Below are 23,933 nucleotides of genomic sequence, written 5' to 3' on the forward strand. Positions count from 1 at the left end.
GTTCGCAGGCCTGTCCGCCTTCCGCGTTCAGCACCGTCACCCGGTCGCCCGCGCCGACCTCGACCAGCAGCGCCCCGCCCCCCGGCACGACGTAGCGCTCCACACCCGCCGGCAGCGAAAACCGCCCCGGCCGCACAATCGCGCTCGCCCGCGGAGGACCGGAGACAACAGTGGGGTAAACAGCCAACGGCATCTTCAATTCCTTCCAGTCCCTGCCAGCCTCATGCAAGTCCGAGTTGCTTCTTGCGGTGCCGCGCCCACGCACCGATCAGCCGATCGGCGGTGATGCCGATAAAAGCGATACCCATGCCCGCGAGCAACCCGCGTCCGGTATCGGCGCTCGGCAGCGCCTTGTAGATTTCCTGGCCGAGGTCGCGAGATCCGATCAGCGCCGTGATCGCCACCATGGCGAGCGCCATCATGATGGTCTGGTTGATGCCGAGCAGGATTTCGGGGAATGCGATGGGCAATTCCACCTTCCAGAGCCGCTGCCTGGCGTTGGCTCCGGATGCCGTCGCGGCCTCGATCGTCGCCTGCGGTACCAGGGTCATGCCGAGATACGTATAGCGTATTGCCGGCACCGTCGCATACGCCAGCATGGCGATCACATTGGAGAGATCGCTGGTCTGGAAGAGCATAATCACCGGTATGAGGTAGATGAAGCTCGGAAAGGTCTGCAGCGTATCGCACACCGTCATCGTGACCTTGGCGCCGCGCGGATGGCGTGACGCCCAGATGCCGATCGGCACGCCGATCAGGATGGCCAGGATGGTACAGCCCGTGACGAGATAGATCGTCAGCATGAGGGGCGTCCAGAAACCGGCGATCATCATGAAGCCGAGAAGGCACACCGGCACGAGCGCCAGACGCAGGCCGCCGAGATACCAGCCGATAAGCGCAAGGAAACCGATGAACGTGGTCCAGGGCAGCCAAAGGTAGAAGTCACGAATGGGCAGCAGCACCCAAATCGTTATCGTGTCCCGGACCGGCTTCACATAGGCAAACAGATTCTTCGATATCCATCGCACGGCTTCGTTGATCTGCTGGCCGAACGACAGCGTCATGTCGCGCGGGAGGACGGCAATCTGCGGCAGGACCTGTGCCGCGGCGACCGCAGCGACCGTGATCGCCACAAAGGCCACCAGATGAATGTGCCGCGCATACCAAGGTGTATCGATCGGCCAGCGCCGGGGTACGCGATACATGGCAGCCTGCGTCATGCGGTCGAGCACGATCGCGATCAGGGTGATGGCGATGCCTTGCTCGACGGCCTTGCCGATCTGCAATTGCTGAAGCGAGAACAGCAGCTTCTGACCGAGGCCCGAAGCCCCGACGAGCGAGGCGATCACCACCATGGCGAGCGTCTGCATGACGACCTGGTTCAGGCCAAGCAGCAGCGTCTTTTGCGCCGAGGGCAATTCCACCTTCCACAACAGCTGGCGCGGGGTGCAACCCGACATGCGCCCCGCTTCCATGATGTCGGAAGGGACGCCGCGTATGCCAAGGATGGTGCATCTCGCCATGGGCGGAAGCGCAAAGATCAACGTGGCGATCATAGCCGGGACCTGTCCGAACCCGAAGAGAACGACGATTGGTGCCAGATAGGCCATGTGCGGCGTGGCCTGCATCAAATCAAAGGTAGCGTTGAGCACCTTCTCGACGCGTTCGCTGCGGGTTGCCCAAACGCCAAGCGCCAGGCCGGTCGCAGCGGCCAGCGGCACGGTAACGAGGACGATGGAAAGTGTCTGCATCGAGTCCTGCCACAAGCCGAAGACGGCAAGGTAGGCGGTGCACAAGCCGCAGAGCAGCGCCAGCCGGGGCCCGGCAATCCAGTGGCCAAGGATGGCCGCCCCGGCGACCACCGCCACCCATGGCACAGGCTTCAGCCCCCACGATGGAACGCCCCGAAACAGGATCGTCTCGACCAAGGCAAGCGGTTGGGCGATCAGCCATGCGAGCGCTCGCGTGACCGGCTTGGCAACCACGCCGAGCCAGGCGAAAGCTTCGGTGACCCAGCCGCGAACCGGAATGACCCATTCCGCCGGCCACGTATCAAGCGGCGGAAAAAACCATGCCAGCAGGACCGTGGCGGCAATGAAAACGGCAAACACAACCAGCGGAGGCGCGACTGTCCTGACGGGAACGCGGCCATCCGCCACGCGAATCGTCATCTCGCTCACGGTCGCGCGTCCGGAAACATTGCGGCGATCATGTGTTCGCGGCTGACCGAACCGACGGCACGTCCCTCGTCATCGATGACAGGCAAAGGCATGTCCGAAGCAAGAACCCGTGCCGCGGCCTCACCGATCTTGGCGGACGCCCGCACGCCTTCCGCCGCAACGGCGACCAGATCGGATGACGCGATAGAACCGACGGACAGCACGCGATCACGTGGCGCATTGCGCGTGAACTGACGAACATAGTCGTCGGCTGGCTGCGAGATCATCTCTTCGGGCGTGGCCAGTTGCACCAACCGGCCTTCCTTCATGATGCCGATGCGGTCGGCCAGGCGGACGGCCTCCTCGAAATCATGCGTGATGAAGACAATGGTCTTCCTGAGCATCTTCTGCAGGCGGATGAACTCGTCCTGCATCTCACGGCGGATCAGTGGATCCAAGGCCGAGAACGGCTCGTCGAGGAACCAGACGTCCGGCCCCACCGCGAGCGAGCGGGCAATGCCGACACGTTGCTGCTGGCCGCCCGAGAGTTCGCGCGGAAAATAGGACTCGCGCCCCTCCAATCCGACGAGCTTCAGCATTTCCAGCGCGCGCTGCTCGCGCTCCTCGCGCGAGCTGCCTCGCACCTCGAGCGGGAACGCCACGTTGGCGAGCACCGTTCGATGAGGCAGCAAGCCAAAATGCTGGAAAACCATCCCCATCTTGTGCCGGCGCAGTTCGACCAGTTCCTGGTCCGATGCCTGCAGCAAGTCGGAACCTTCGAACCTTACCTCTCCGGCTGTGGGATCGTTCAGTCTGGTTATCGCGCGGATGAGGGTCGATTTGCCCGAACCGGACAGCCCCATGATGATCAGTATCTCGCCGGGATAAACGTCGAAGGAGACGTCGCGGACCGCGCCGATCATCCCTTCCGCCTTGAAATCTTCCGGCCGTGGCGCGCCACCGTGTCGGGCAAGAAAGCCGCGCGGGTCTTGACCGAATATCTTCCAGATGTTGCGGCAAGAAATCTTGGCCGTCTGCTTCATCTCATCTCCTGGGACTATGACAGCAAGCTGTGGAGGCAGTTTCGCCTGCCTCCACAGAGATTCAAAGAGGTGCGCGACCTCTTCGGCTTACTGTACCCAAGCCTTCCAGGTGGTCTCGTTGTCCGCGATCCATTTGGTCGCGGCTTCTTCCGGGGTAAGACCCTCGACATCGACCAGCGCTGCCGCGGCCGCGAATTGCGGATTGGTCAGGTTTACCCGCTTGAGAAATTCGGTGGCGTCTGGCCATTTTTCAGCAAGCTGCTTGGATCCTGCCTTCTTGAGATATCCCTTGGCCGGAGCGCCGCAGTCATAGATTGCGTCGGGGTTCTGGCCCCACTTGGGATCGCTCCAGCAGGCCGGCTCGAATTCCGGGAATTCGACGAACTGTCCCTCGAACTTCGCCTCGATGAAATTGGGCGTCCAGTTGAACAGCACGACCGGCTCCTTGCGGTCATATGCGGCCTGCAATTCGGCCCAGAGCGTGGCGGCCTGTCCGACCGGCACTTCCTGGAAGTTCATCTTCAAAGCCTCGATGCGCTCCGAATAGTGCTTTCCCCAGTCGGCGGGCGGCCCGACGAAGCGGCCTTTCGTGCCGGTTTCAGCCGTGGCGAACTTCTCGGCGCAGGCGTCAAGCGCCTTCCAGTCGGGGAGGCCGGGGCAAACCTCGTTCAGGTAGCTCGGATACCACCAGTCCTCGCGGGTGACTGCGTCGTGCGCGCCGAGATCGAGGGCACCGGCAGCGACAGCCTTGTCGAAGGCTTCTGCCTGCGATCCTTCCCAGACCTCGATCTGGAAGTCCATGTCGCCATTGGCGAGCGCGGTGTACTGCAACTGCGTGTCCGAAGGGACGTATTCGACGGCCCGCCCCTGCTTTTCGAGCAGCTGGCCGACGACATTGGCGAGCACGACCTGGCTCGACCAGTTGTTCATGACGATCTTGATCGGATCGGCGGAATCTTCCGCCTTCGCCCCGCCGAGCGCGGCGGCGACGAACGCTGCGCCCAGCATGCCGGCGCGCATGTATTTGGTGACGATCTGCATTTCGGAAAAGCTCCCATTGCCGGGCAACGCTATCTCGCCACTCACTGCGCTTTTTGCCCGAGGTGTGAACTGTGAGTGCAACGAAAGATAACGGCCACCTGTGAAGCGCTGGACGCATTATGGTGAAAGCGATGGACTGACTTGTGAAAAATTGTTAACAATGCTCATGCGTATTTCGCCAGCCCATATCCTGATCGTCGAGGACGATCCGGTCACACGCGCCAAGCTCGCGGCCTATTTCACGGCCGAAGGCTATCGGGTGAGCGAGGCGGAAGACGGCAACGCCATGCATGAAGTCCTGAGGTCCGATCCCGCCGATCTCCTGATGCTCGACATCAACCTGCCCGGCGAGGACGGGCTCATCCTCACCCGCGAGCAACGCGAACGTTCCGAGATCGGTATTATCCTCGTCACCGGCCGCACTGACACGATCGACCGCATCGTAGGTCTGGAGATGGGCGCGGACGATTATATCACCAAGCCGTTCAACCAGCGCGAGCTGCTGGCGCGCGTGAAAAACCTGCTTAGGCGCGTGCGCCGCAGCCGCAGCGAGGCGGAAACGAAGACCACCCGCAGGTTCCTCGGATGGTCGCTCGACCTCGGCAACCGGACGCTGCAGGACAAGGCAGGCAACTTTGTCGATCTGACGCGCGCTGAGTTCAAGGCGCTCGCACTGCTGTCCGCCAACCCCGGCCAGGTCCTTTCCCGGGATCGGCTTTTGCACGAGATCGCAGGGCGCGACTGGGATTTTGCCGACCGTACCGTGGATGTCGTGGTGCGCCGGTTGCGGCAGAAGCTCAACGACGACTCGCGTCAGCCGAAGATCATCCGCACCTCGCATGGCGAGGGCTATCTGTTCGCGACCAAGCTATCCTGATCCGCCTCGGCTCGAAGCGCAATGCGTCGGCGGGCTTCGCGCATGCCCAGATCGTACGCCGCTTCGCACTGGGCCAGGTGCCGTTCGACAGCTTCCCGGACATTGCAGCGCGCTGCCTCTTCCAGCTTTTGCGCGGCGGCATGGAGAGATTGCAGGCCGGCCGAACCGGCTGAGCTCTGGGTGGCGTGCGCCAAGTCCACGATTCCTTCGAAAGAACCCTGCAGCAACCGGCGGCGAATCTGCCGGAAGCGTCCGGGGATGGCATTTTCCGCCGCATCCAGGATACGTCCCACCGCGGCGGCGCCCAACTGGTGCAGGTCGGCATCGAAGGATTGCAGGTCAAGCTGAGCAGCCACCGTGGCCGGCTCGTCCGTCATGGCCCGCGCTATCGCCGCCTCCAACGCCTCGGGAGTGAGTGGCTTGGCAATGTAGCCGTTCATTCCCTCCGCAAGATAACGGTCGATCTCGGCCTTGAACACATGCGCCGACATTGCGAGCACGGGAAGCTCCGCTGCGCCTTCGAGCATCCGGATCCGACGCATCGTCTCGCCGCCATCCATGCCCGGCAGGCTGATGTCCATCAGGACGAGGTCCGGCAGGTCTTCTTCGATCGCCGCCATGGCTTCGTATCCATCCTTGGCCAGGATCACGCGGTGGCCGAGCTTCTCAAGGAAGGACGTTGCAACAAGTCTGGTGGCGTCGTCGTCTTCCACGACTAGGACGTTCAGCGCGGGCAACGTCGTGTTCCGCCTGGCCGAAACCCCGGTATCGGCCCGCTCACCACCGGCCTTCTTTAGCGGCACGGTCAGCGTGAAGGTGCTGCCGCGCCCGGGTTCCGACTGCACGGTCAGCGATCCACCCATCGCCTCGGCGAGACGACGGGAAATTGCCAGCCCAAGCCCGGTGCCGCCGAAGCGGCGCGTGATGGACGGCTCCGCCTGCGTGAATTCCTCGAAGACGCGTTCCTGGTCCTTGGCGGAGATGCCGATACCGGTGTCGGTCACCGAGACGGCAATCCACTGCGTGTCGCCAGCGGCGCTGGACAACCGGGCAAAAATGGCGACCCTGCCGCGCTGTGTGAATTTGATTGCGTTGCTGACAAGATTGAAGACGATCTGGTTGAGCTTGCCGGCATCGCCCGTGTGACCGGGCCAGATCCTGCGCTCGCAGGAAAATTCCATCCACAGGCCCTTCTCCGATGCGGAAGGACGCATCAAGTCGGCAACGCCGGAAAGGACATCCCGGAGGCTGAAGTCCGAGACGTCGACGGTCGTTGTTCCAGACTCCACCTTGGAGTAGTCGAGAATGCTGTCGAGAATGCCGAGCAGTGCCTTGCCCGCTCCGGCAGCGACTGCAAGCTCTCGCTTCTGCTTGGCAGGAATTGCGCTGTCTTCGAGGATGCGCAGCATGCCGAGCATGCCCGTCATAGGCGTCCTGATCTCGTGGCTCATGGTGGCGAGGAAGCTCGACTTGGCGCGGCTGGCGCTCTCGGCGAGTTCACGCGCCTTGGCATGCTGCACGACCTCCAGCCGGAGCCTTTCGTTCGCATCGCGCAACTGCCTCGTGCGTTCGTCGACCAGCACCTGCAAATCTTCCCTGTGGCGGCGAAGCGCCTCGTTGGTGCCTTCGCGCTCGATCTCCAATGCGCGGCGCTGCGCCGATTCATCGTGGAAGGCGCGTACGGCATTGCTCAGGGCCTGAAGTTCGGGAGCACCCTGCTCCGTCACCTTGACGTCCAGGTCGCCTGCGGTAAGCCGTTCCATGGCCGACGTCAGCCGCCGCAGCCGGATGACGATGCCGCGTTCCACATAAAGCCAGATCAGCGCGCCGCACAGGACGAACGCCACAAGCGAGCCGAGCAGCAAGGCGTTCAGCCTGCCGATGGACCGGTTGGCCTGCAACGCGGCGTCGCGCGCGAAGGCCTCGGAACTGACGAACATCGCTTCGGCGATCGACCCCACCTCGCCCGAAAGATCGGTGTTGTTTTTCGCCACGAGGTTCAGCTCGTCGGCGATGGAGATGAGGCGCTGCTTCTCGTCGAAAAGACTCTGCCCCCGTGGCGATGCGGCAATGGCGCCGCCCAGGACCTCGAGCTGGCGCGACGCCTCAGCGCGCCTGACCGGATCGTCGATGCTGGCGACGCGTCGCCTGACGACCCGAAGATGCTCGGCGGCGGCGATCTCCATCTCGGTGACTTCCGAATTTTCGATGGCGCGCGTGAGCCTGTTGACGAGCAAGGCGATCTGCGAACTGCGAAGGCGCAACTCCCACATGCGATCGAGCTGGTAGATGTCCTGCTCGATCAGCCGATCGAGCGCATCGTAGGTCTCGTTGTTGCGGGTTGCGTCCTCTACCAACCCATAGAGATTTGCGATGACGGCCGAAGCGCCGGCCGACGCGTTGGAGACCAGCGTCTCCGAGAGATCGACGATAGCCGTACCCGCTTCGATCGCCGCCCGCGAGCGACGCGCGAACTGCTCCTCGATCACCAGGCGCTCGCCGATCAGGCGGCTTTGCGTCGCGAGGTTGGACACCAGCAGGTCGAGCGCGTGGCTGAGTTTCTCGGCGGTGGCCTTGTCCAGCAACGAAGATCCCACGGCGGAGGCCGACCGCTGGATTTCCAGCGTCAGGGCCGAGAGTTCCTGTTCATACGCCGCGCGCTGGCTTTCGTTCTGAGAACGAATGAGAGCAGGTGTCGCTGCCACGAGTCGCGCGCTCGCGTCCGCAGCGCGCCGTGTCGCCGCGACCGCCGGCAATGCTTCGTCGCTCAGTCTCGTCTGCGCCTGCGAAACCTCCCGCAGCATGAACCAGCCGACGAAGCCCGACGACAGCGAGACGGCCATGACGCCGATGAAGGCGAGGAGAAGCCTTGCTCCGATACCTAGCCGTGAGAAGCCCTGCATACCCTTGCCGTTGTCCCGGAAGTCGCTAGGCTTGATGATACATGGTGTGGTTCCCGAGGGAAGATAAAGTCAGTGGCGGCAGTCCAGCGATGGTTTTTTCTGGTGCTGTCCGTGTTATGGCCCACGCTGGCGCAATCGGCGGACGCGCCGTGGCGGGTCGATGCATGGACGCCTCCCTTCGACTATTCGAGCGAACCGGCCGAGGTCAGCTATATGCCGCTGGCGACGGCGAAAAAGCCCTGGCGGATCTGCGCGTCCTATCCTCACATCAAGGACCCGTACTGGCTGTCGGTCAACTATGGGATGGTGGAACATGCCCGCCGACTGGGCGTCAAGCTGTCGGTTGTGGAAGCCGGTGGCTACCCGAACCTGGAACGCCAGATCGCGCAGATTTCCGAGTGCTCGGCAAACGCCGACACGCTGATCGTGGGCACAGTCTCCTATGATGGACTGACCCCGACGATCCGCCAGATCGCACAACGCATCCCCGTCATTGCGGCGGTCAACGACATCAACAGCGACGGCATCACCGCAAAATCCGCGGTATCGTGGACCACGATGGGCAGCGCGATAGGCGCTTATTTTGCCCAACGCCATCCGAAGGGTCGGCCCCCAGTCAAGGTCGCATGGTTTCCAGGCCCGCGCGGGGCGGGATGGGTGACGTTCGTGGAGGATGGGTTGCTGCCGCAACTTGCCGACAGCGCAGCCGTCATCGTTGCCACGAAGTTCGGCGACACCGGCTTCGAAGCCCAACTCCTCCTGCTCGAGGAGGTTCTCGAGGAACATCCCGACATCGATTACATCATCGGCAGCGCCGTCACGGCAGACGCAGCAGTCAGTCTGCTGCGTGCGAAGGGGTTAAGCCGCGAGATTCGGATTCTCGCCGATTATTTTACGCATGGCACGTATCGCGCGATCAGGCGCGGCAAGGTCCTCGCCGCGCCCACCGATTCACCCGTCCTGCAGGGAAAGATCGCCGTCGACCAGGCCGTCAGGGCGCTCGAAGGCTCGTTGTCTATCAGTCACGCGGGACCGGTAATCCGCGTGGTCGACCAGATAAGCCTCCCCAATCTGTCTATCGAAGACAGTCTTGCCCCGGCATGGTTCAAGCCGACCTTTGTCGTGGAGTAGGCCAGGCTCGATATCGTCGTCAGCCTTTTACGGACCTGACGGCTTCGCCTATCGCCTTGGACAGAACGTCGACGATCTCCGCCAGTTCGTCCTCACTGGCATTGTATGGGGGCGCGACGATAACAGTATCGCCGTTTACGCCGTCGACATTGCCCGTGCAGGGATAGACGATCAGCCCGTTTTTGAAGGCAGCCGCGCCGATCTTGGCGTGTAGATGGCGGTCCGCCGCAAACGGTTCCTTCGTCTGGGGATCGCGCACCAGCTCGATGCCGATGAAGAAGCCACGACCTCGCACGTCGCCGACTTCCGGTATGTGCGCCAGCGCCCGGCGCAACTCGTCCTTCAGCTTGGGACCCCGTGTCCTGACGCGGTCGACCAGCCCCTCGCGTGCGATCAGCTTCTGCACGGCGGCGCCGGCCGCGCAGGCGGTCGTATGGCCGGTGAAGGTATGGCCGGTCTGCGCACCGCCGTGCGCGTACCGCAGGGCGTCACTGACACGAGCAGAATACAATGCTGCCCCGAGCGGCACGTAGCCGGCGGCCAGGCCCTTCGCGACCGACATGATGTCGGGGACAACCCCCTCTGGCTCAAGCGCGCGCCACGTACCCACCCGGCCTGAGCCGGACATGACCTCGTCTGCGATCACCAGCACGTCATACCTGCGGCACACCTCTTCGACCGCCCTCGCATAGCCCGGTGGAGGCGGCACGACGCCACCGGCGGCGCCGACCACCGGCTCGAAAATGAACGCGGCGACCTTGTCAGCACCGACGCGCAGGATTTCCTCTTCCAGTTCCCGCGCCAGATGTTGCGCCAATCCATCCAGCGGAACGCCGGCAGGCGGGCGATATTCGTTGGCGGCCGAAACGAACGACGCATCGAGCAGGCTGCCCTCGAACGAGGCGCGGCGCGATTTGAAATCGGAAACCGAGAGCGCGCCCAGCGTATTACCGTGCCAGGATCGCCTTCGGGAAATGAAACGGCGCTTCATCGGTTTTCCGACCGCCGACCAGTATTGCAGCGCAATCTTCAGGCAGGATTCGACGGCCTCCGAACCACTTGAGACGAAGATCACCTTGTCGAAATGGTTTCCCGTGCGATCGAACACGATTTCCTGAAGTTCCTCCGACGCATCGCTGGTGAATGTATAGCGATAGGCATGGGCGATGCGGGCAAGCTGGGCTTGGATCGCGGCGTTTACTTCCTCGTTGGCATGTCCGATCGCATAAACCGCCGGACCGCCGGAACCGTCCAGATAGCGCTTGCCCTGTGCGTCATAGACATAGCTGCCGCGGCCGTGACTGATCCTCGGAAGGTCGTCAACGCCGAAACTGCTGATCGCGGGCGGTAGGCTTGGACGGCTGGACATGATACACCCCTGACGAATCCGCGACACACTTGCCGCGGAAGGAAGACGACCGTTTATCGTCTCATACTGCGGGTATCGAGCGCCACTCCAAGGCTCAAGGGTGAGCCAAGGCCGCGGCCAGAGTCCTGGCCTGCTGACGGATGTCAGGCACCGCCACGATCTCCCAGAACGCCCCGGTCGTGACCGGCCCGACGGCGAAAATGCGGTCCGATGTATTGCCCTGTGCATCGATCACGGCACAACCCGGCGCGACATCGACGCCCAGCCGAAGGGCATCCTGCCTGATAATACCCCGCGACAGCAGGTTCTGGAGAAGCGGACTGCGTGTCGTGCTCAGGTCGGCATTGTGGCCGCGGCACTCGATCATGTGCTGCACCGGCATCGTCTCGACGACCGAGCTGCCGCGCGGCACAAAGCTGACCCGAACGCCGTTGTCGGCTTCATCGACGCCGGCAAGGCGACCGCTTGTCACCGTCAGTTGCCCCGAAGCCGCGGCCGCATCGATCCGCCCCCGAACCTGCGGCGCCATGCGATGCCTGTGCACGTCCCACCAGGGTCTTGCATGGCGCAAAAAGCGCCGTTTCTCCACTGGCGGGAACGATTGCCAAAGGCGCTGGGTGAATGGGCGCAGTCCATCGACCACGCCGCGCCAGTCGCCTTGGTTCGCAGCGATCCGGCCACGCAGCCAGTGGAGGAGGCGTGACAGGCTGCTCCCGAACGGGATTTCGGCAGCCTCGAACCGGACGGCCTTGCAGGGGCCGTGCGGTTGCGGGAGCAGACCGCGCCGCGAAATCGCGGTTATGTTGCCGGAGTGTCCCGCGTCCAGCAGCGAAACGACGCTGTCGATCATCGACAGTCCGGTGCCAACGATCACGACTGAAGCCTCGCGGGGAATTTTGAACGTTGATCGTGTCGACCAGAAATCGTGCCGCCACTTCGCCGGCCGCAGCACCGGGCCTTCGTTGCCGGTAGCTAGGATGGCGGCGTCGGCCTCAAATCGGCCGGCTGATTTCGTCGTGACCTCCACGCCCTCCGGCGTCTCGACCACATCCACCGCCTCGTCCCGGATCACGGCAAGCCGACCTTGCGTCCGGTCCTCCCTATGGGGCGCCAGCAGGCCTGCAACGTAATCGCGATAGAGCCGACGCGGCACGAAGGTGCCCGGCGTCCAGCCGCCCACCGGCATCCACCTCTTTTCTCCTGCCAGCCAATCAAGAAAATGCTGCGGCTTGTCGGGAAATGCGCTCATGCCGGCGGCGGGAACATTGAGCAGATGGCCCGGATTCTCCGTGCCATACGCAACTCCAGCGCCAAGCAACTCACCGCGCTCGACGACGGTGACTTTTTCTGTGGAGGGATGGGAAAGCAGCTGCGCCGCGATCAGAACGCCGCTCGCTCCGCCGCCGATGATCACAAAGGTTTTCAGGCGATACTCCAATGCATGGACGTCAATGCAAATCCCTGATGCCTTCATTCCCTGGAATCGTCTGCCGGAATTGCGACCCTTTTCGTCGACCGGCCCGACCGAATCCGGGCAAGCGTAGTTTTTCATGCCACAGGCATCAACGATGACGCTGGAAATTGCGGTTGGCTGAGTTGGCAAACGGCGGGTAGGGTCAGCCCGCAATCGCTTGCGGCAGAGCTGTCGCTTGCCGCCTGCCTACCTCGATCATGTCTGCCGCCTTTTCGGCGATCATGACGACCGGCGAGGCCGTATTGCCCGAAACGATCTTCGGCATGATCGAGGCGTCGACAACTCTCAGGCCGTCCAGCCCGCGCACGCTGAGATCCGGGGTCACGACGGATTGCGCGTCCGGTCCCATCCGGCATGTCCCGACTGGGTGGAAGATCGTCGTTGCGATGTCGCCAATCCGCTTCAGCAGCGCCTCGTCCGATTCATGCTCCACGCCCGGCAGGATTTCCTGCGGGTGATAACGCTGCAACGCCTTCGCCGTCATGATCTGGCGCGCCTGCCGCACGGCAGTCACAGCGACATCCTTGTCCCTCTGCGCCGACAGGTAGTTCAGCCTGATGTTGGGCTGCACATTCGGGTCACGCCCCGTCGCATGAACGCTGCCGACGCTGTCCGGCCGCAGGTTGCAGACCGAGACCGTGATCGCCGGGAACGGATGCAGGGGATCGCCAAGCTTGTCCGTCGACAGCGGTTGCACGTGATATTCGAGGTCCGGCGTCTCCATCGACGGATCGGATTTGGTGAACATGCCGAACTGCGATGGCGCCATCGACATCGGCCCCGAACGCATCAGCGCATACTGCATCGCGATCCGTGCCTTGCCGATCGGACTGTTGAACATCTGGTTCAGCGTCAGCGCGCCAGTCACCTTGAAGACCGTGCGTATCTGCAGATGGTCCTGCAGGTTTTCGCCGACACCCCGGCTTTCATGCGCAACCTCGATACCCAGCCCTTGCAGGATGTCAGGCCGCCCTATTCCCGACTGTTCGAGGATTTTCGGCGAATTGATCGCACCTGCCGCGAGCAGCACTTCGCCGTCCGCGCGCGCCTCGTGCAAGCTCCCGCTTTGCCAATAGCGCACGCCAGCGACCCGCTTACCCTCCAGCACGAGGCAATCGACCAGCGCGTGGGTGACGAGGCGCAGATTCTGCCGCTTCAACGCGGGGCGCAAAAAACCTTTCGTCGTGTTCCAGCGGACGCCACGCCGCTGGTTGACCTCGAACAGGCCGGTGCCCTCGTTGTCGCCGTCGTTGAAGTCGGCGCGCGGCATGATGCCGAACTCCTTGGCGCCTTCCTGCACGGCGCGCAGGATGTCCCAGGTCAGCCGCTGCTTCTCGACCCGCCACTCGCCGCCCCTGCCGTGCAGGCCGCTCTTACCGCCGTGAAAATCTTCGGACTTCAGGAAATAGGGGAGGACGTCGTCCCAGCCCCAGCCGACATTGCCCATCTGCCGCCAGCGGTCGTAGTCGGCGGCCTGCCCGCGCATGTAGATCATGCCGTTGACCGAGCTGCAGCCACCCAGAACCTTGCCGCGTGGATAGGCTAGCGAGCGTCCGTTGAGGCCCGGCTCGGCGGCCGTCTTCATCATCCAGTCGGTGCGTGGATTGCCGATGCAATAGAGATAGCCGACCGGGATATGCACCCAGTGGTAATTGTCGGAGCCTCCGGCCTCGAGCAGCAGGACGCGGGTTCTGCCATCGGCCGTCAGCCGGTTGGCAAGAACGCAACCCGCCGTCCCAGCCCCGACGACGATATAGTCGTAGCGCCCTTCAAGCGTCATGCGTCCGTCTTTCTCTCTCCCAGTTCCCGCCACAGGGGGTCGACGGCCTGCGTCAGGCAAGTCCAGATAGCATAACGCCGGTCGTAATGCGCGCGCATGGCGAGATTGGGCGCGAAATGGCGCGCGGGCCGCGTCATGGCGCGCACCGCCACGACCTCATCGGGATAGATACCAACGCCGACCGATGCGGCGATCGCGGCGCCGAGCGCCCCGGTTTCGCTCGCCTCCGCGACGGTTACCGGAACGCCAAGCCCATCGGCGAACATCTGCGGCCAATGGACGGAGCGCGAGCCGCCGCCCGACAGCGCGGCGTTTGCGAAGCTGACGCCCGCCTCACCAAGTACCTCGACATGGCGACGATGCTCGAACATCACCCCTTCGAAGATCGCCCGCAGCATGTGTCCCTCGCCATGCCATCCCGCGAGACCGAAGAAGCCACCGCGCTGGTGCGCGCCGAGCCGCCCGCCATAAAGGAAGGGATGAAACAGGGGATCGTCATGTGCGGGCACGACCTCGCCGACCAGCCGGTTGACCACGCCGAAGGGATCGTCGTGATGCGCACCGCGTTCGATCAGCGTGCGCACATACCATTCGAGGTTTGCGGCCGAGGTCGCGCTGTTCTCCATGTTGACGAAGAGGTCCGGTCCGTAGGCAGCGACCATGAACACGCGCTCGTCGCGCACGGGCGTTTCCGAGAAGACCTGATTGATCGACCAGCTTCCTGCGACGATCGAAGCGGCCCCGGGACCGACAGCGCCCGAACCGAGCGCCGAAGCGACGACATCGAAATATCCCGCCATCACCGGCGTCCCCTCAGCCAGCCCTGTCGCCTGCGCCGCTTCGGGCGTCACCTTGCCCGCGACGCTGGTTGGCCGCAACAGTTCGGGCAGCAGCGCCTGCGCATCCTCCAGCCCGTAGAGCGCCCGCAATTCGGTGTCATAGGTCGTCTCTGGCAGGCGCAGCAGCCCGGCTCCCGACATGTCGGAAATCTCGCTCGCCCGCGCGCCGGTCAGGTATCGCGTCACCACGTCCTTGGCGAACAGCAGCGTGCCTGCGCGCGCGTAAAAGTCCGGCCGATGCCGCTTCAGCCATGCCAGCAGTACCGGCGTCTGCGAAGGCCACGGACGTTGCAGCGAGATTGCATGCATCTTTCCGCCCGCCCCCTCGTCCAGTTCCGCGGCAAGCGCGGCAGCCCTGATATCCAGCGACTGGATACCGATAAGCGGTTCCCCATCCCTGTCGAATAGATAGAGCCCGTTGCCGTGGCCAGCCGTACCGATGGCGGCGATGTCGCGCGGATCAATGCCGGCCTTTCGGATACAGCCGCCAATCGCCGCCTTGGCGTTTTCCCACAGCTCGGGAAGCGATCGCTCCACCATGCCGGGCGACGGCTTGTGGGTCGCGCCATCGACGCCATGCGCGGCGAGCTGGTTTCCCAGCCGGTCGAACAGCACCGCCTTGATGACGGTGTTGCCCGCGTCCAACCCGAGCAGATAGGGCCCGTTCTCAGCCACGGCTATAGATGTCCCACGCTTCGTCGCCATCAGCGCCTTGGTGAATGATCGCCATCAGCGCATTCACAACCGCCTTGGGGTTGTCGTGCTGGTAGATGTTGCGGCCATAGACCATGCCCTTGGCGCCCTGCTTCATCAGCGCCGCTGACTTCTTCAGCACGATCTTCAGGTCTTCCCTGCCCCCTCCGCGCACGAGAACCGGGACCCGCGCCGTCTCGACAACACGATGGAAATCTTCCGCGTTCTCGGTCGGATCGGCCTTGATGATGTCCGCGCCCATCTCGGAAGCGAGACGAACCAAGGTCACAATCTTTTCGGCGTCGCCGTCGACCTGATAGCCGCCGCGTATATCGTTGGGCAGCATGACCAGCGGCTCGATCATCAGCGGCATGCCGTATCTGTGGCAGGCCGCGCGCACCTTGCTGATGTTCTCGACGCACTGGCGGAACAGCTCCGGTTCGTCGGGCAGCATGAAAAGGTTTACCACGACACAGGCCGCGTCCATCTCCAGCGCGCCGACAATCGGCTCCTCGTAGTTCTGCAACAGCGCCCACATCACGCGGTGGCGCTGGGCGTTGTACGGATTGCCCATGTCGAGGCGCATGACCAGCGCGGGCTTGTCCTTCTCCGGCCGGCTTTGCAGCAGGTCGGCCTGTCCATAAGCCATCTGTATCGCGTCGGGCCTGGCGTCGATCAGCGTATCCACGACGCGCGGCATGTCTTCCAGCCCGACGAGGAAGCTCGGCTCGTTGCAGACGCCATGGTCCAGCGCGACATCGAGGCATGCGCCATTGGTGAAAAGGCGGTTCATCCGGGCCTTGGTGCTCACGCGCATGTCAAACTCCTCTCTCTGGATCGTCGATCCAGCATGTCCTTCGGGACGCCATGATAGTTTTCGAGATTGCGGAGGAAAGATGCGATCTCGCGCTCCTTCCGCTCGTCGCTCCAGCCGAGTTCGCCGGCCATGGCCTCGGCGGTGCGCACCACGATATCCGCAGACACGTCGCCTCGGATCGACAGCGGCGTCCGGCGAAGCAGCACGTCCTCGAGGCTGACGGCAAACTCGTTTGCGGCAAGGAACGCGATTTCTGCTTCTGTCGTCCGGCTCGTGTCATCAAGTGGCCGATCATCATCGCGCTGCTGGCAGAAGCGCAGGACATCCTCAGCGCGTGTCCCGTAGGCATCGGCGAGATAGGCAGCGCGCCGGGGATCAATGCCGTAGCGCTCCACCAGCTCAGCCTCGAATTCGTCGACGACATCGGAAAACCCATCCCCTCCGCCAATCGGCAGAGCGAGTGTGTCCCTGACGCGGTCGCAGCCAAGCTCCGCAAGAACCGCATCTGCGGTCTGTTCGGCTAAGGCGCGAAACGTCGTCCACTTGCCCCCGACCATGCAGAACTGCGGCACGACCCCATCGACGCGATGGATGAAATGGCTGCGCGTTATGCGACCGGTAAATTCCTGATCGCTCGTCGGCAGCGGACGGATCCCGCTGTAGCTGAAGACGACCTGGTCCGCCGCGATTCCGATGCCCGGAAAAACCCTGCGCAGCGCATCGAGGATATAGTCCTGCTCCTCCGGCTCGCACCGCACCCTTGCAGCGGCCTTAACACGGATGTCCGTCGACCCCGCCAGAACCTTGCCGAGATAGGGGAACACGATGCAGACGCGCCCGTCGGCATTCTCGAAGAAGATCATGTGCCCGCCCAGCGCTTCAAGAAGCGGCGGGCAGTCAAGAATGAGGTGCGATCCCTTGGTGCCCGACACGAAAGGCTCGTTTCTCTTTTCTCCAGCGGCCAGACTGTCGAGGGACTCATCCAGCCACGCTCCGGTGGCGTTGACGATGACCTTCGTGCTCACCTCGATCTTGTCCCCGGACTGTCCGTCAACGACAACAAAGCCGTCCCCTGCCCGCTCGACCTGCGCGTAGTTCAGCGCGACGCTTTCCGGCGCAAGGCGCTTGGTGTCGATCACCATTTCGACCCCAAGCCGCTCGGGGTAGCTGATCCACGCATCGTAGTAGGTCGCTGAGAAGAGCAGGCGCGGCGAAAGCTGCGGCCACCTGCGCAGGGTTTCCCTCGCCCCGCGAAAGCTGTGCTTGGGCAGCAGCCTCTTTTTACGCGTCGTCCAGTCGTAGAGCGACAGTCCGATCTTTATCGGCAGCGCGCCACGGCTCGACGGTTTGCTGGACAAACCCAAAAAGCCTGCCGCGCCGTTAAGCAGCCCGGAGAAAACCGACCAGATCGGGATCGTCGTCGGCAGCGGACGCACCATGTGCGGTGCGTTGGTCAGCAGCGCATCGCGTTCCCTGAGCGATTCCCGCACGAGGCCGAATTCGCCGTTCTCCAGGTAGCGTAGCCCGCCATGGATCATCCGCGACGGCGCTGCGCTGCAGCCGGAACAGAAATCGTTGCGCTCGACTAGCAGCACCCGCAAGTTCTGGAGCGCCAGTTCGCGAAAGACGCCGATGCCGTTGATGCCTCCGCCGACGACAACGACGTCGAACGCGCCGTCGCGGCGTATCAGTTCGAGGTTTTCGTCTCTTTGTGCGGACATGGCCGTTGGCAATACTCGTCATGCACCGTTTTTCGGACGGTGGCTGGTCTCGTTTCGGGTTAGTCGATCAGGCGTCCAGGTCGGTCAGATGGCGCGTGGCTGCCTCGCTTATCGTCTCTGTTTCGGCCTTCGACAGACGGATACGCCCCGCCCCGGCATTTTCCCTGGCCTGCTCCGGATTGCGCGCACCGCAAAGCGCAAACGTGATGCCCGGTTGCTGTATGGTCCACGCGATCACCAACTGCGCAGGCGTCGCGCCATGTGCATCGGCCAACGGCGCGATGTCATCCATCAGTCGCACCACCTTTTCCCGATTGGCCTTCGAGAAACGCGGATTGTCCTTGCGCTGGTCGTCGCCAGAAAAGACACGGTCGACTCCGATCTTGCCCGAGAGCAATCCGAGCGCAAGCGACGAGTAGCTCAACGTCGACACCCCGTTTCGCCGCGCGACCGGCAGCAGCGTCTTCTCGATGTCGCGCTTCACCATGGAATACTCTTCCTGGATGGCATCGAGCCCGCCGACGGACACGTAAGTCTCCAGGTCCTGCACCGACAGATTGCTCGCACCGATCGACCGGATCTTGCCCTGCGCCTTCAGCTTCGACAGCGCCTCCATCGTCTCCGCGATCGGCGTCGTCGGGTCCTGCCAATGCGTGATGTAATGGTCGATGGTGTCCGTCCCGAGCCGCTTCAGGCTCTGCTCGATCTCATGGACGATCGAGTCCGCACCGAGATAACGATGCACCGGCCGGCCGTCATAGTCGAAGAAATGCCTGCCCCTGGTCGTATGCCGGACCAGTCCGCATTTCGTCGCCAGTACGACCTTGTCGCGTCGTCCCTTTATCGCCTTGCCAACGATCTCTTCTGCCACACCCTGCCCATAGGCCGGTGCCGTGTCGATCAGGCTGACCCCCTCGTCGATCGACGCCTGGATTGCCGCGATCGATTTCGCTTCATCCGTCCCGCCCCACATCCAGCCGCCGATGGCCCAGGTGCCGAGCCCGATGGCTGACGCATGCACGTCGGACGAGCCTATCTCGCGGACGAGCATTTCATGCGACATCTTGTAGATTCTCCATGGCGTCCAGCACGGCGCCTGCGGTTTCCTCGTCGACGACAAGCGAGTCGAGGAAGCGGCCGTTCAGCACCGCGCGTATCGGCAAAATCTTCTCCGCGCCGGCCGCCACTCCAATCGTGTGCCGACACTGCGAAAGCTCGTCGGGCTCCAGCGCTACCAGCCTTGAATTCAGCGGATAGTCGCCGACTGTGCCGTCCTCGCGGATCAGATGCGCCAGGAACTCGCCGCGCACCCCGCTCTTGAGGAGGAATTGGCGGTCAGGGTTGGGCATGGGGTGCAGATCGTAATAGCTCGAACCCGGCGTCAGGATCGACCCGATGCCGGTCAGCGCCACTGACGCCTTGCGCGCAAGATCGAACACCTCCTTCACCGAGCCCATCTCCATCAGCATATCGCGCTGCTCCCGGCTCTCGGCAAACAGCGGCGCATGCACCAGCATGTTCTTGCCGCCCAGCCGCTCGGCCAGCCGCGAGGCGAGATGGTTGACGTCCGTGTAGAACTTGCCCTGCACGCCGCCCGTCAGCGGCACGACGGTCACGTCGAATGCGCGCTCCGGCTCAAGCGCTTCCACCACCGCGCTCACCGCCTTGCCGCCGGTGATGGCGATGACATCGCCGTCACGCAGTGTTTCGAGCAACTGGTTGCCGGCAGCGCGGCCAACCTGTTTCAGCGTCGTCTCCGGGCTGCCAGAGACCGTTGGTGCCACGACCGCACTGGCGAGGCCGGCCTTTTCCTTGAGCCGCTTTTCCAGATCGACCAGCCGCTGGAACGGGCTTTCGATGGCGATCTTCACCATGCCGCTCTTGCGCCCTTGCGTGATCAGCCGGTTGACTTTCGAGGTCGACAGGTTGAGCGCGATGGCGATATCCGCCTGCTTCATGCCGTCGATGAAATGCAGCACGCACACCGTGTAGATCTGCCTGATCGATTCGAAGTCTTCTTTCCGTTCAGCCATCTCAGTCAGGTTCCGGTCAGCCGCGGCGCTTGTTGAGGTAGTGGTCGATCGTCACCGCGGTCAGCAGGATCGACCCGCGGATGATGTCCTGCCAGTAGACCGACACGTCAAGCAGGGCGAGCGAACTTGATACGACCGAAAGCAGAATGGTCCCCAGGATCGCGCCGAAAATCGTGCCCGAGCCGCCGGAAAGACTGGCTCCTCCGATCACCGCCGCCGCGATGACGTTCAGCTCCATGCCGATGCCGAATGTCGGCTGCGCCGACCCGAAGCGCGCCATGTAGATGATGCCGGCAACACCGCAGAGCGCCGAGCACAGCGTCGTGGTCAGGAAAACCACCTTCTTAGTGCGGATGCCGGAATAGGCCGCCGCCTTCTCGTTGCTGCCCGTATAGAAAACCTTACGGAATACGGTCGTGCGCCGCAGCAGGAAGTCGAAGGCGACCACCACAACCACAAAGATGATGATGACAACCGGGATCACCCCGATCGACCCCTGCCCAATGAACTTGAATTCCGGTGGCAGCGTGTAGAGGCCAAGTGGCCGCCCGCCGGTCCCGAGCAAGCAGAGCCCGCGCGCGATCACCATCACGGCCAGCGACACGATGAAGTGGTGCAACCCGACCCGCGTGACGAAGAACCCCATGCCCGCGCCGATGGCCGTGCAGGCAGCAATCGCGATGCCCGATGCGATCCATGGATCGACGCCGTTCAGGAACAGCAGCCCTGCGATCACCATGGCCAGCGCCGTCACCGAACCGACGGAGAGGTCGATGCCGCCGGAGATCAGCAATATCGTCATGCCGACGACAACGATGCCTTCCACCGCGAAAGCCATCGCCATGGCGCGCAGGTTGTTCCAGGTCAGGAAGTAGGGCGACGCGAAGGACATCGCGATGAACAACGCAAGAATGATCAGGATCAGCCCCGTCTCGCGCATGCGCAGCAACTGCTTCAATCCGCCCATCAGGCCGGTCGTCACTGGGCGTTCCTTGGCGGAAGGCGTCGCTATCGAAGTCATGGTTTCCTCCGTCTTCATGACGCCAGCGCCTGTTCCTCGCCAATGGAAGCCAAGTACATGATCCTGTCCTCCGTCATTTCGCCGCCACTCACCTCTCCCGAAATGCGCCCTTCGCGCACGACCAGAACGCGGTCGCAGACACCGATCAGTTCCGGCAGTTCGGACGAGATGACGATGATGCCCACGCCGCCCCGCGCGAGATCACGCAGGATGCGGTGTATTTCAGCCTTGGCGCCGACATCGACGCCACGCGTCGGCTCGTCGAGGAAGATGACATTCGGGTTGACGGACAGCATCTTGGCGATGGCCACCTTCTGCTGGTTTCCGCCCGACAGCGCCGACACCGGCTGGCCGACATGCGCGCATTTGAGGTTCAGGCGGCTCCCGAGCAGTTCCGCCTGCGCGGTTTCCCGTTGCTCGTCGATAATCCCGAACTGCGACGCGACCTGCTCGACCGAAAGCGCGGCCACGTTCGACGCGATCGACATGTCTAGGAAAAGCCCGTCGCCCTTGCGGTCTTCCGACAGATAGACGATGCCCTCGCCGATGCTGTCGCCGTAGTTCGTGATTCTGAGTGGCTGGCCGTGCAATCGCACCTCGCCAGTGACGTCGCCCTCCAATCGACATATGCCTTTGACGATCTCGCTGCGCCCCGCGCCGATCAGTCCTGCAAGCCCCAGGATTTCGCCTTTGCGGAGCTGGAAGGAAATGTCGCGGAAGCGCATGCGTTCGGTCAGGTTGCGCACGTCGAGGATGATCTCGTCCGAGCGCTCGTCGTCGCCAAGCTTGGCCGGGTAGAGATCGTCGATCACGCGGCCCACCATGGCGCTGACGACCTCGCCTGGCGTTGTCCGCGCCACTACCTTCGTCGTGATGTATTGTCCGTCGCGCAGCACCGTCACGCGGTCGCAATTCTCGAAGATCTCCACCATGCGATGCGAGATGTAGATGATCGAGATGCCTTGGCTCGCCAGCTTGCGCATGATGCCGAACAGGATCTGCGCCTCGCGCTCAGTCAGCGCGGCCGTCGGCTCGTCCAGGATGAGCACGCGGCAGTCGAGCGTGAGCGCCTTGGCGATCTCCACCAATTGCTGCTGCGAGATCGACAACGTCCGCACCAGCACCGACGGATCGATGTCGCCTAACTGGCCGAGGATTTCACCGGCCTTCCGCTCCAGCGTAGCGTAGTCCATCAGCAGCGAACGGGTCGTGTTGGTCACGGACATGAAGATGTTCTCGGCGACAGACACGTCCGGGCACAGTGCGATTTCCTGATGCACGAAGCCGATGCCCAATTGTTGCGCCATCGCCGGCGACGTGATGCTGACCGGCTTGCCGTCCAGCAGGATCGAGCCGCTGTCGGGCCGGTGGATGCCGTCGATGATGTTCATCAACGTCGATTTGCCTGCACCATTCTCGCCGGCGATCGCATGGATTTCCCCGCGCCGCAGTTCGAAGTCGACGCCGCGAAGTGCCTTCACCGGACCGAACGACTTGGTGAGACCGGCGATCTTCAGTATCGGGTCGTTTTCAGCGTGCCCGGACATGCCGCTAGCCCTGCATTCAATTGAAACTGGCGCCCGCGCCGCCTCGTACGGCGCGGGCCTTGGCGCTTCCCGGGCTTAGCTCGGGTCGCGTCCTTCCATGTACTTGTTCAGGTCGAACGAGTCGGCATTCTCCTTGGTGATGACGGCAAAGCCGTTATCCACAAAGGGAATCTGCATCGGGTTGTAGCCGGAGACCTTGTAGTCGTTGAACGGGTCGAACAGGTCCGGATGCGCGCCGAGGAAGGTGGCGATGAAACCCATGTAGCCCTGCACACCCTGGTTCGGGTTGAGCGACATGTGGATGTTGCCGGCCTTGATGTGCTCGAGCGTCGCGGGCGTGACGTCGGCGTGAATGATCAGCACGTCGGCCTTCGCTTCCAGAACGGCAGTGACCGCGCCCTCGGCCGAGCCGGCTTCGGGGATCCACATCGCCTTCAGGTTCGGATTGGCCTGCAGGATCGAAGAGGTAGCCTTGTAGGCAGCGTTCGCATCCTGGTTGGTCGCCTGACGTCCGACGAGCTTCATGTTGGGGTAGTTCTTCCCCATGTAGTCGATCAGCGCTGTGACGCGCAGGTCGTGGTTGCTCTGGCCGGGGTTTTCCAGCACCGCATATTCCGCGCTGTCGCCGACCTGCTTGACGATCTCCTCCGCAGCGAACTTCGCTTCCGCGAGGTTGTCCGAAGTGATGTAGCCGGTGCGCTTCGATTTCGGCGAGTCGGCCGCGAAGGTCACTACGCTCACGCCATTGGCGATCGCCTGATTGATCGGCTCGATGAAGGGGTCCGACTGCATCGGATGCAGCAGGACGCCGGCCGGGTTCTTGACCAGATCCTGTTCGAAGGATGCGATCTGCTTTGTGATGTCGTAGTCGGGCGTGCCCGAGAAGACAGTCTCGCAGCCCATCGCCTCGGCCGCCTGCTTGAAGCCCTGGTAGACGGGCACCCAATAGGGATGCGCCGACACCATGACGTTCATCACGTAGGTTTCGCCCGGCTTGCACTGGAATTTGCTCTGCGCGTCTGCGGCATTAGTCGAAACGAGCGCAGCAGTCATCGTCGCCGCGGCCATGGCCCCGGCCCATCCAAACTTTTTCATGTTCTCCTCCGCTTTGGACTCCTGCCCTCGCGATCGACGCTGACAGCATTTCGGCGCGAATGCAAGAAATTTCACATTGCGAATTTTATCGCAACGCGGCGGATAAAAACGCACACCCGGCGATCTGTCAATCGCTTCGGTATAAAAATCGTTTCATGAAATTTATTTCATGTTGGGTTGATCCAGGCGATTTGCATGGGTCGGGAAAATTCGCCATCCTGTGCGGAAGATTGGACTCAGCGCTGGTTAAGCCGGCTCGCAACTTCCGACCGCCGTGACATGACCCGCAGTGCCCGCCCGCCCATGGAAAAACTTTTGTCCGCAGCCCCGGCAGCGCGATGGCTGCTTCTTTGTCTCGTGGTTTCCGGCTGCTCGCAGAGTCTGCGGCCC

At 63.0% G+C, this 23,933-nt stretch carries 18 protein-coding genes; 2 read left to right on the forward strand and 16 right to left on the reverse strand.

The features are described from left to right. The 4 genes from ABMA32_RS19595 to ABMA32_RS19610 form a co-directional block, all read right to left on the reverse strand. Window positions 1–193, reverse strand: a 193-nt coding sequence (locus ABMA32_RS19595) for a hypothetical protein (RefSeq protein ID WP_349015493.1), incomplete at its 3' end; no start/stop codon positions are given. Window positions 194–221: 28 nt separating this feature from the next. Beyond that, window positions 222–2,171 (reverse strand): ABC transporter permease, encoded by a 1,950-nt coding sequence (locus ABMA32_RS19600; RefSeq protein WP_349015957.1) that lies wholly within the window; start codon window positions 2,169–2,171, stop codon window positions 222–224. A 5-nt stretch (window positions 2,172–2,176) separates the two neighbouring features. Then, on the reverse strand, window positions 2,177–3,202 hold the full coding sequence (locus ABMA32_RS19605; protein ID WP_349015494.1) for a quaternary amine ABC transporter ATP-binding protein: 1,026 nt from the start codon (window positions 3,200–3,202) through the stop codon (window positions 2,177–2,179). An 87-nt stretch (window positions 3,203–3,289) separates the two neighbouring features. After that, window positions 3,290–4,243: an ABC transporter substrate-binding protein gene (locus ABMA32_RS19610; RefSeq protein WP_349015495.1), complete on the reverse strand. Its 954-nt coding sequence runs from the start codon at window positions 4,241–4,243 to the stop codon at window positions 3,290–3,292. Between the two features lie 160 nt (window positions 4,244–4,403). Here ABMA32_RS19610 and torR point away from each other — a divergent pair, with 160 nt between their 5' ends. Beyond that, entirely contained in the window at window positions 4,404–5,120 is a 717-nt protein-coding gene (torR, locus tag ABMA32_RS19615; protein ID WP_349015496.1) for a two-component system response regulator TorR, read from the forward strand. Here the strand turns inward: torR and torS are convergent. Further along, window positions 5,093–8,023 carry a TMAO reductase system sensor histidine kinase/response regulator TorS gene (torS, locus tag ABMA32_RS19620; protein ID WP_349015497.1) on the reverse strand — a complete coding sequence of 977 codons (2,931 nt, stop codon included), beginning with the start codon at window positions 8,021–8,023 and terminating at the stop codon, window positions 5,093–5,095. The two genes, torR and torS, sit on opposite strands and share 28 nt — an antisense overlap. Window positions 8,024–8,095: 72 nt before the next feature. Between torS and torT the strand changes: the two genes are divergently transcribed. Continuing rightward, entirely contained in the window at window positions 8,096–9,154 is a 1,059-nt protein-coding gene (gene torT, locus ABMA32_RS19625; RefSeq protein WP_349015498.1) for a TMAO reductase system periplasmic protein TorT, read from the forward strand. Between the two features lie 19 nt (window positions 9,155–9,173). Here torT and ABMA32_RS19630 read toward each other — a convergent pair whose 3' ends face one another. The 11 genes from ABMA32_RS19630 to ABMA32_RS19680 all read right to left on the reverse strand — a co-directional run bounded on the left by ABMA32_RS19630 (window position 9,174) and on the right by ABMA32_RS19680 (window position 23,543). Further along, a complete protein-coding gene (locus tag ABMA32_RS19630; RefSeq protein WP_349015499.1) occupies window positions 9,174–10,523 on the reverse strand; it encodes an aspartate aminotransferase family protein in 1,350 nt (449 codons plus the stop codon). 94 nt (window positions 10,524–10,617) lie between these two features. Further along, window positions 10,618–12,075, reverse strand: coding sequence for an FAD/NAD(P)-binding protein (locus ABMA32_RS19635; RefSeq protein ID WP_349015500.1), 1,458 nt, complete (start codon window positions 12,073–12,075; stop codon window positions 10,618–10,620). Window positions 12,076–12,139: 64 nt separating this feature from the next. Next, entirely contained in the window at window positions 12,140–13,777 is a 1,638-nt protein-coding gene (locus tag ABMA32_RS19640; protein ID WP_349015501.1) for a GMC family oxidoreductase, read from the reverse strand. Then, a complete protein-coding gene (locus ABMA32_RS19645; RefSeq protein WP_349015502.1) occupies window positions 13,774–15,291 on the reverse strand; it encodes an FGGY-family carbohydrate kinase in 1,518 nt (505 codons plus the stop codon). The genes ABMA32_RS19640 and ABMA32_RS19645 overlap by 4 nt, the downstream gene beginning before the upstream one ends. Continuing rightward, window positions 15,284–16,126, reverse strand: coding sequence for a class I fructose-bisphosphate aldolase (locus ABMA32_RS19650; protein WP_349015503.1), 843 nt, complete (start codon window positions 16,124–16,126; stop codon window positions 15,284–15,286). The genes ABMA32_RS19645 and ABMA32_RS19650 overlap by 8 nt, the downstream gene beginning before the upstream one ends. Beyond that, complete coding sequence (locus ABMA32_RS19655; RefSeq protein ID WP_349015504.1) at window positions 16,117–17,847, reverse strand: glycerol-3-phosphate dehydrogenase/oxidase; 1,731 nt, start codon at window positions 17,845–17,847, stop codon at window positions 16,117–16,119. The genes ABMA32_RS19650 and ABMA32_RS19655 overlap by 10 nt, the downstream gene beginning before the upstream one ends. A gap of 67 nt (window positions 17,848–17,914) precedes the next feature. Beyond that, the gene (locus ABMA32_RS19660; RefSeq protein WP_349015505.1) at window positions 17,915–18,910 is read right to left on the reverse strand and encodes an aldo/keto reductase; all 996 of its coding nucleotides are present in this window, start codon (window positions 18,908–18,910) and stop codon (window positions 17,915–17,917) included. After that, a complete protein-coding gene (locus ABMA32_RS19665) occupies window positions 18,900–19,880 on the reverse strand; it encodes a sugar-binding transcriptional regulator (protein ID WP_349015506.1) in 981 nt (326 codons plus the stop codon). The genes ABMA32_RS19660 and ABMA32_RS19665 overlap by 11 nt, the downstream gene beginning before the upstream one ends. Before the next feature lie 16 nt (window positions 19,881–19,896). Continuing rightward, on the reverse strand, window positions 19,897–20,847 hold the full coding sequence (locus ABMA32_RS19670) for an ABC transporter permease (protein ID WP_425475572.1): 951 nt from the start codon (window positions 20,845–20,847) through the stop codon (window positions 19,897–19,899). 68 nt (window positions 20,848–20,915) lie between these two features. Then, window positions 20,916–22,448, reverse strand: coding sequence for a sugar ABC transporter ATP-binding protein (locus ABMA32_RS19675; protein ID WP_349015508.1), 1,533 nt, complete (start codon window positions 22,446–22,448; stop codon window positions 20,916–20,918). A 75-nt stretch (window positions 22,449–22,523) separates the two neighbouring features. Beyond that, a complete protein-coding gene (locus ABMA32_RS19680; RefSeq protein ID WP_425475566.1) occupies window positions 22,524–23,543 on the reverse strand; it encodes a substrate-binding domain-containing protein in 1,020 nt (339 codons plus the stop codon). Window positions 23,544–23,933: the final 390 nt, after the last annotated feature.

This window comes from Mesorhizobium quangtriensis (assembly GCF_040081925.1).
Classification (GTDB): domain Bacteria; phylum Pseudomonadota; class Alphaproteobacteria; order Rhizobiales; family Rhizobiaceae; genus Mesorhizobium_K; species Mesorhizobium_K quangtriensis.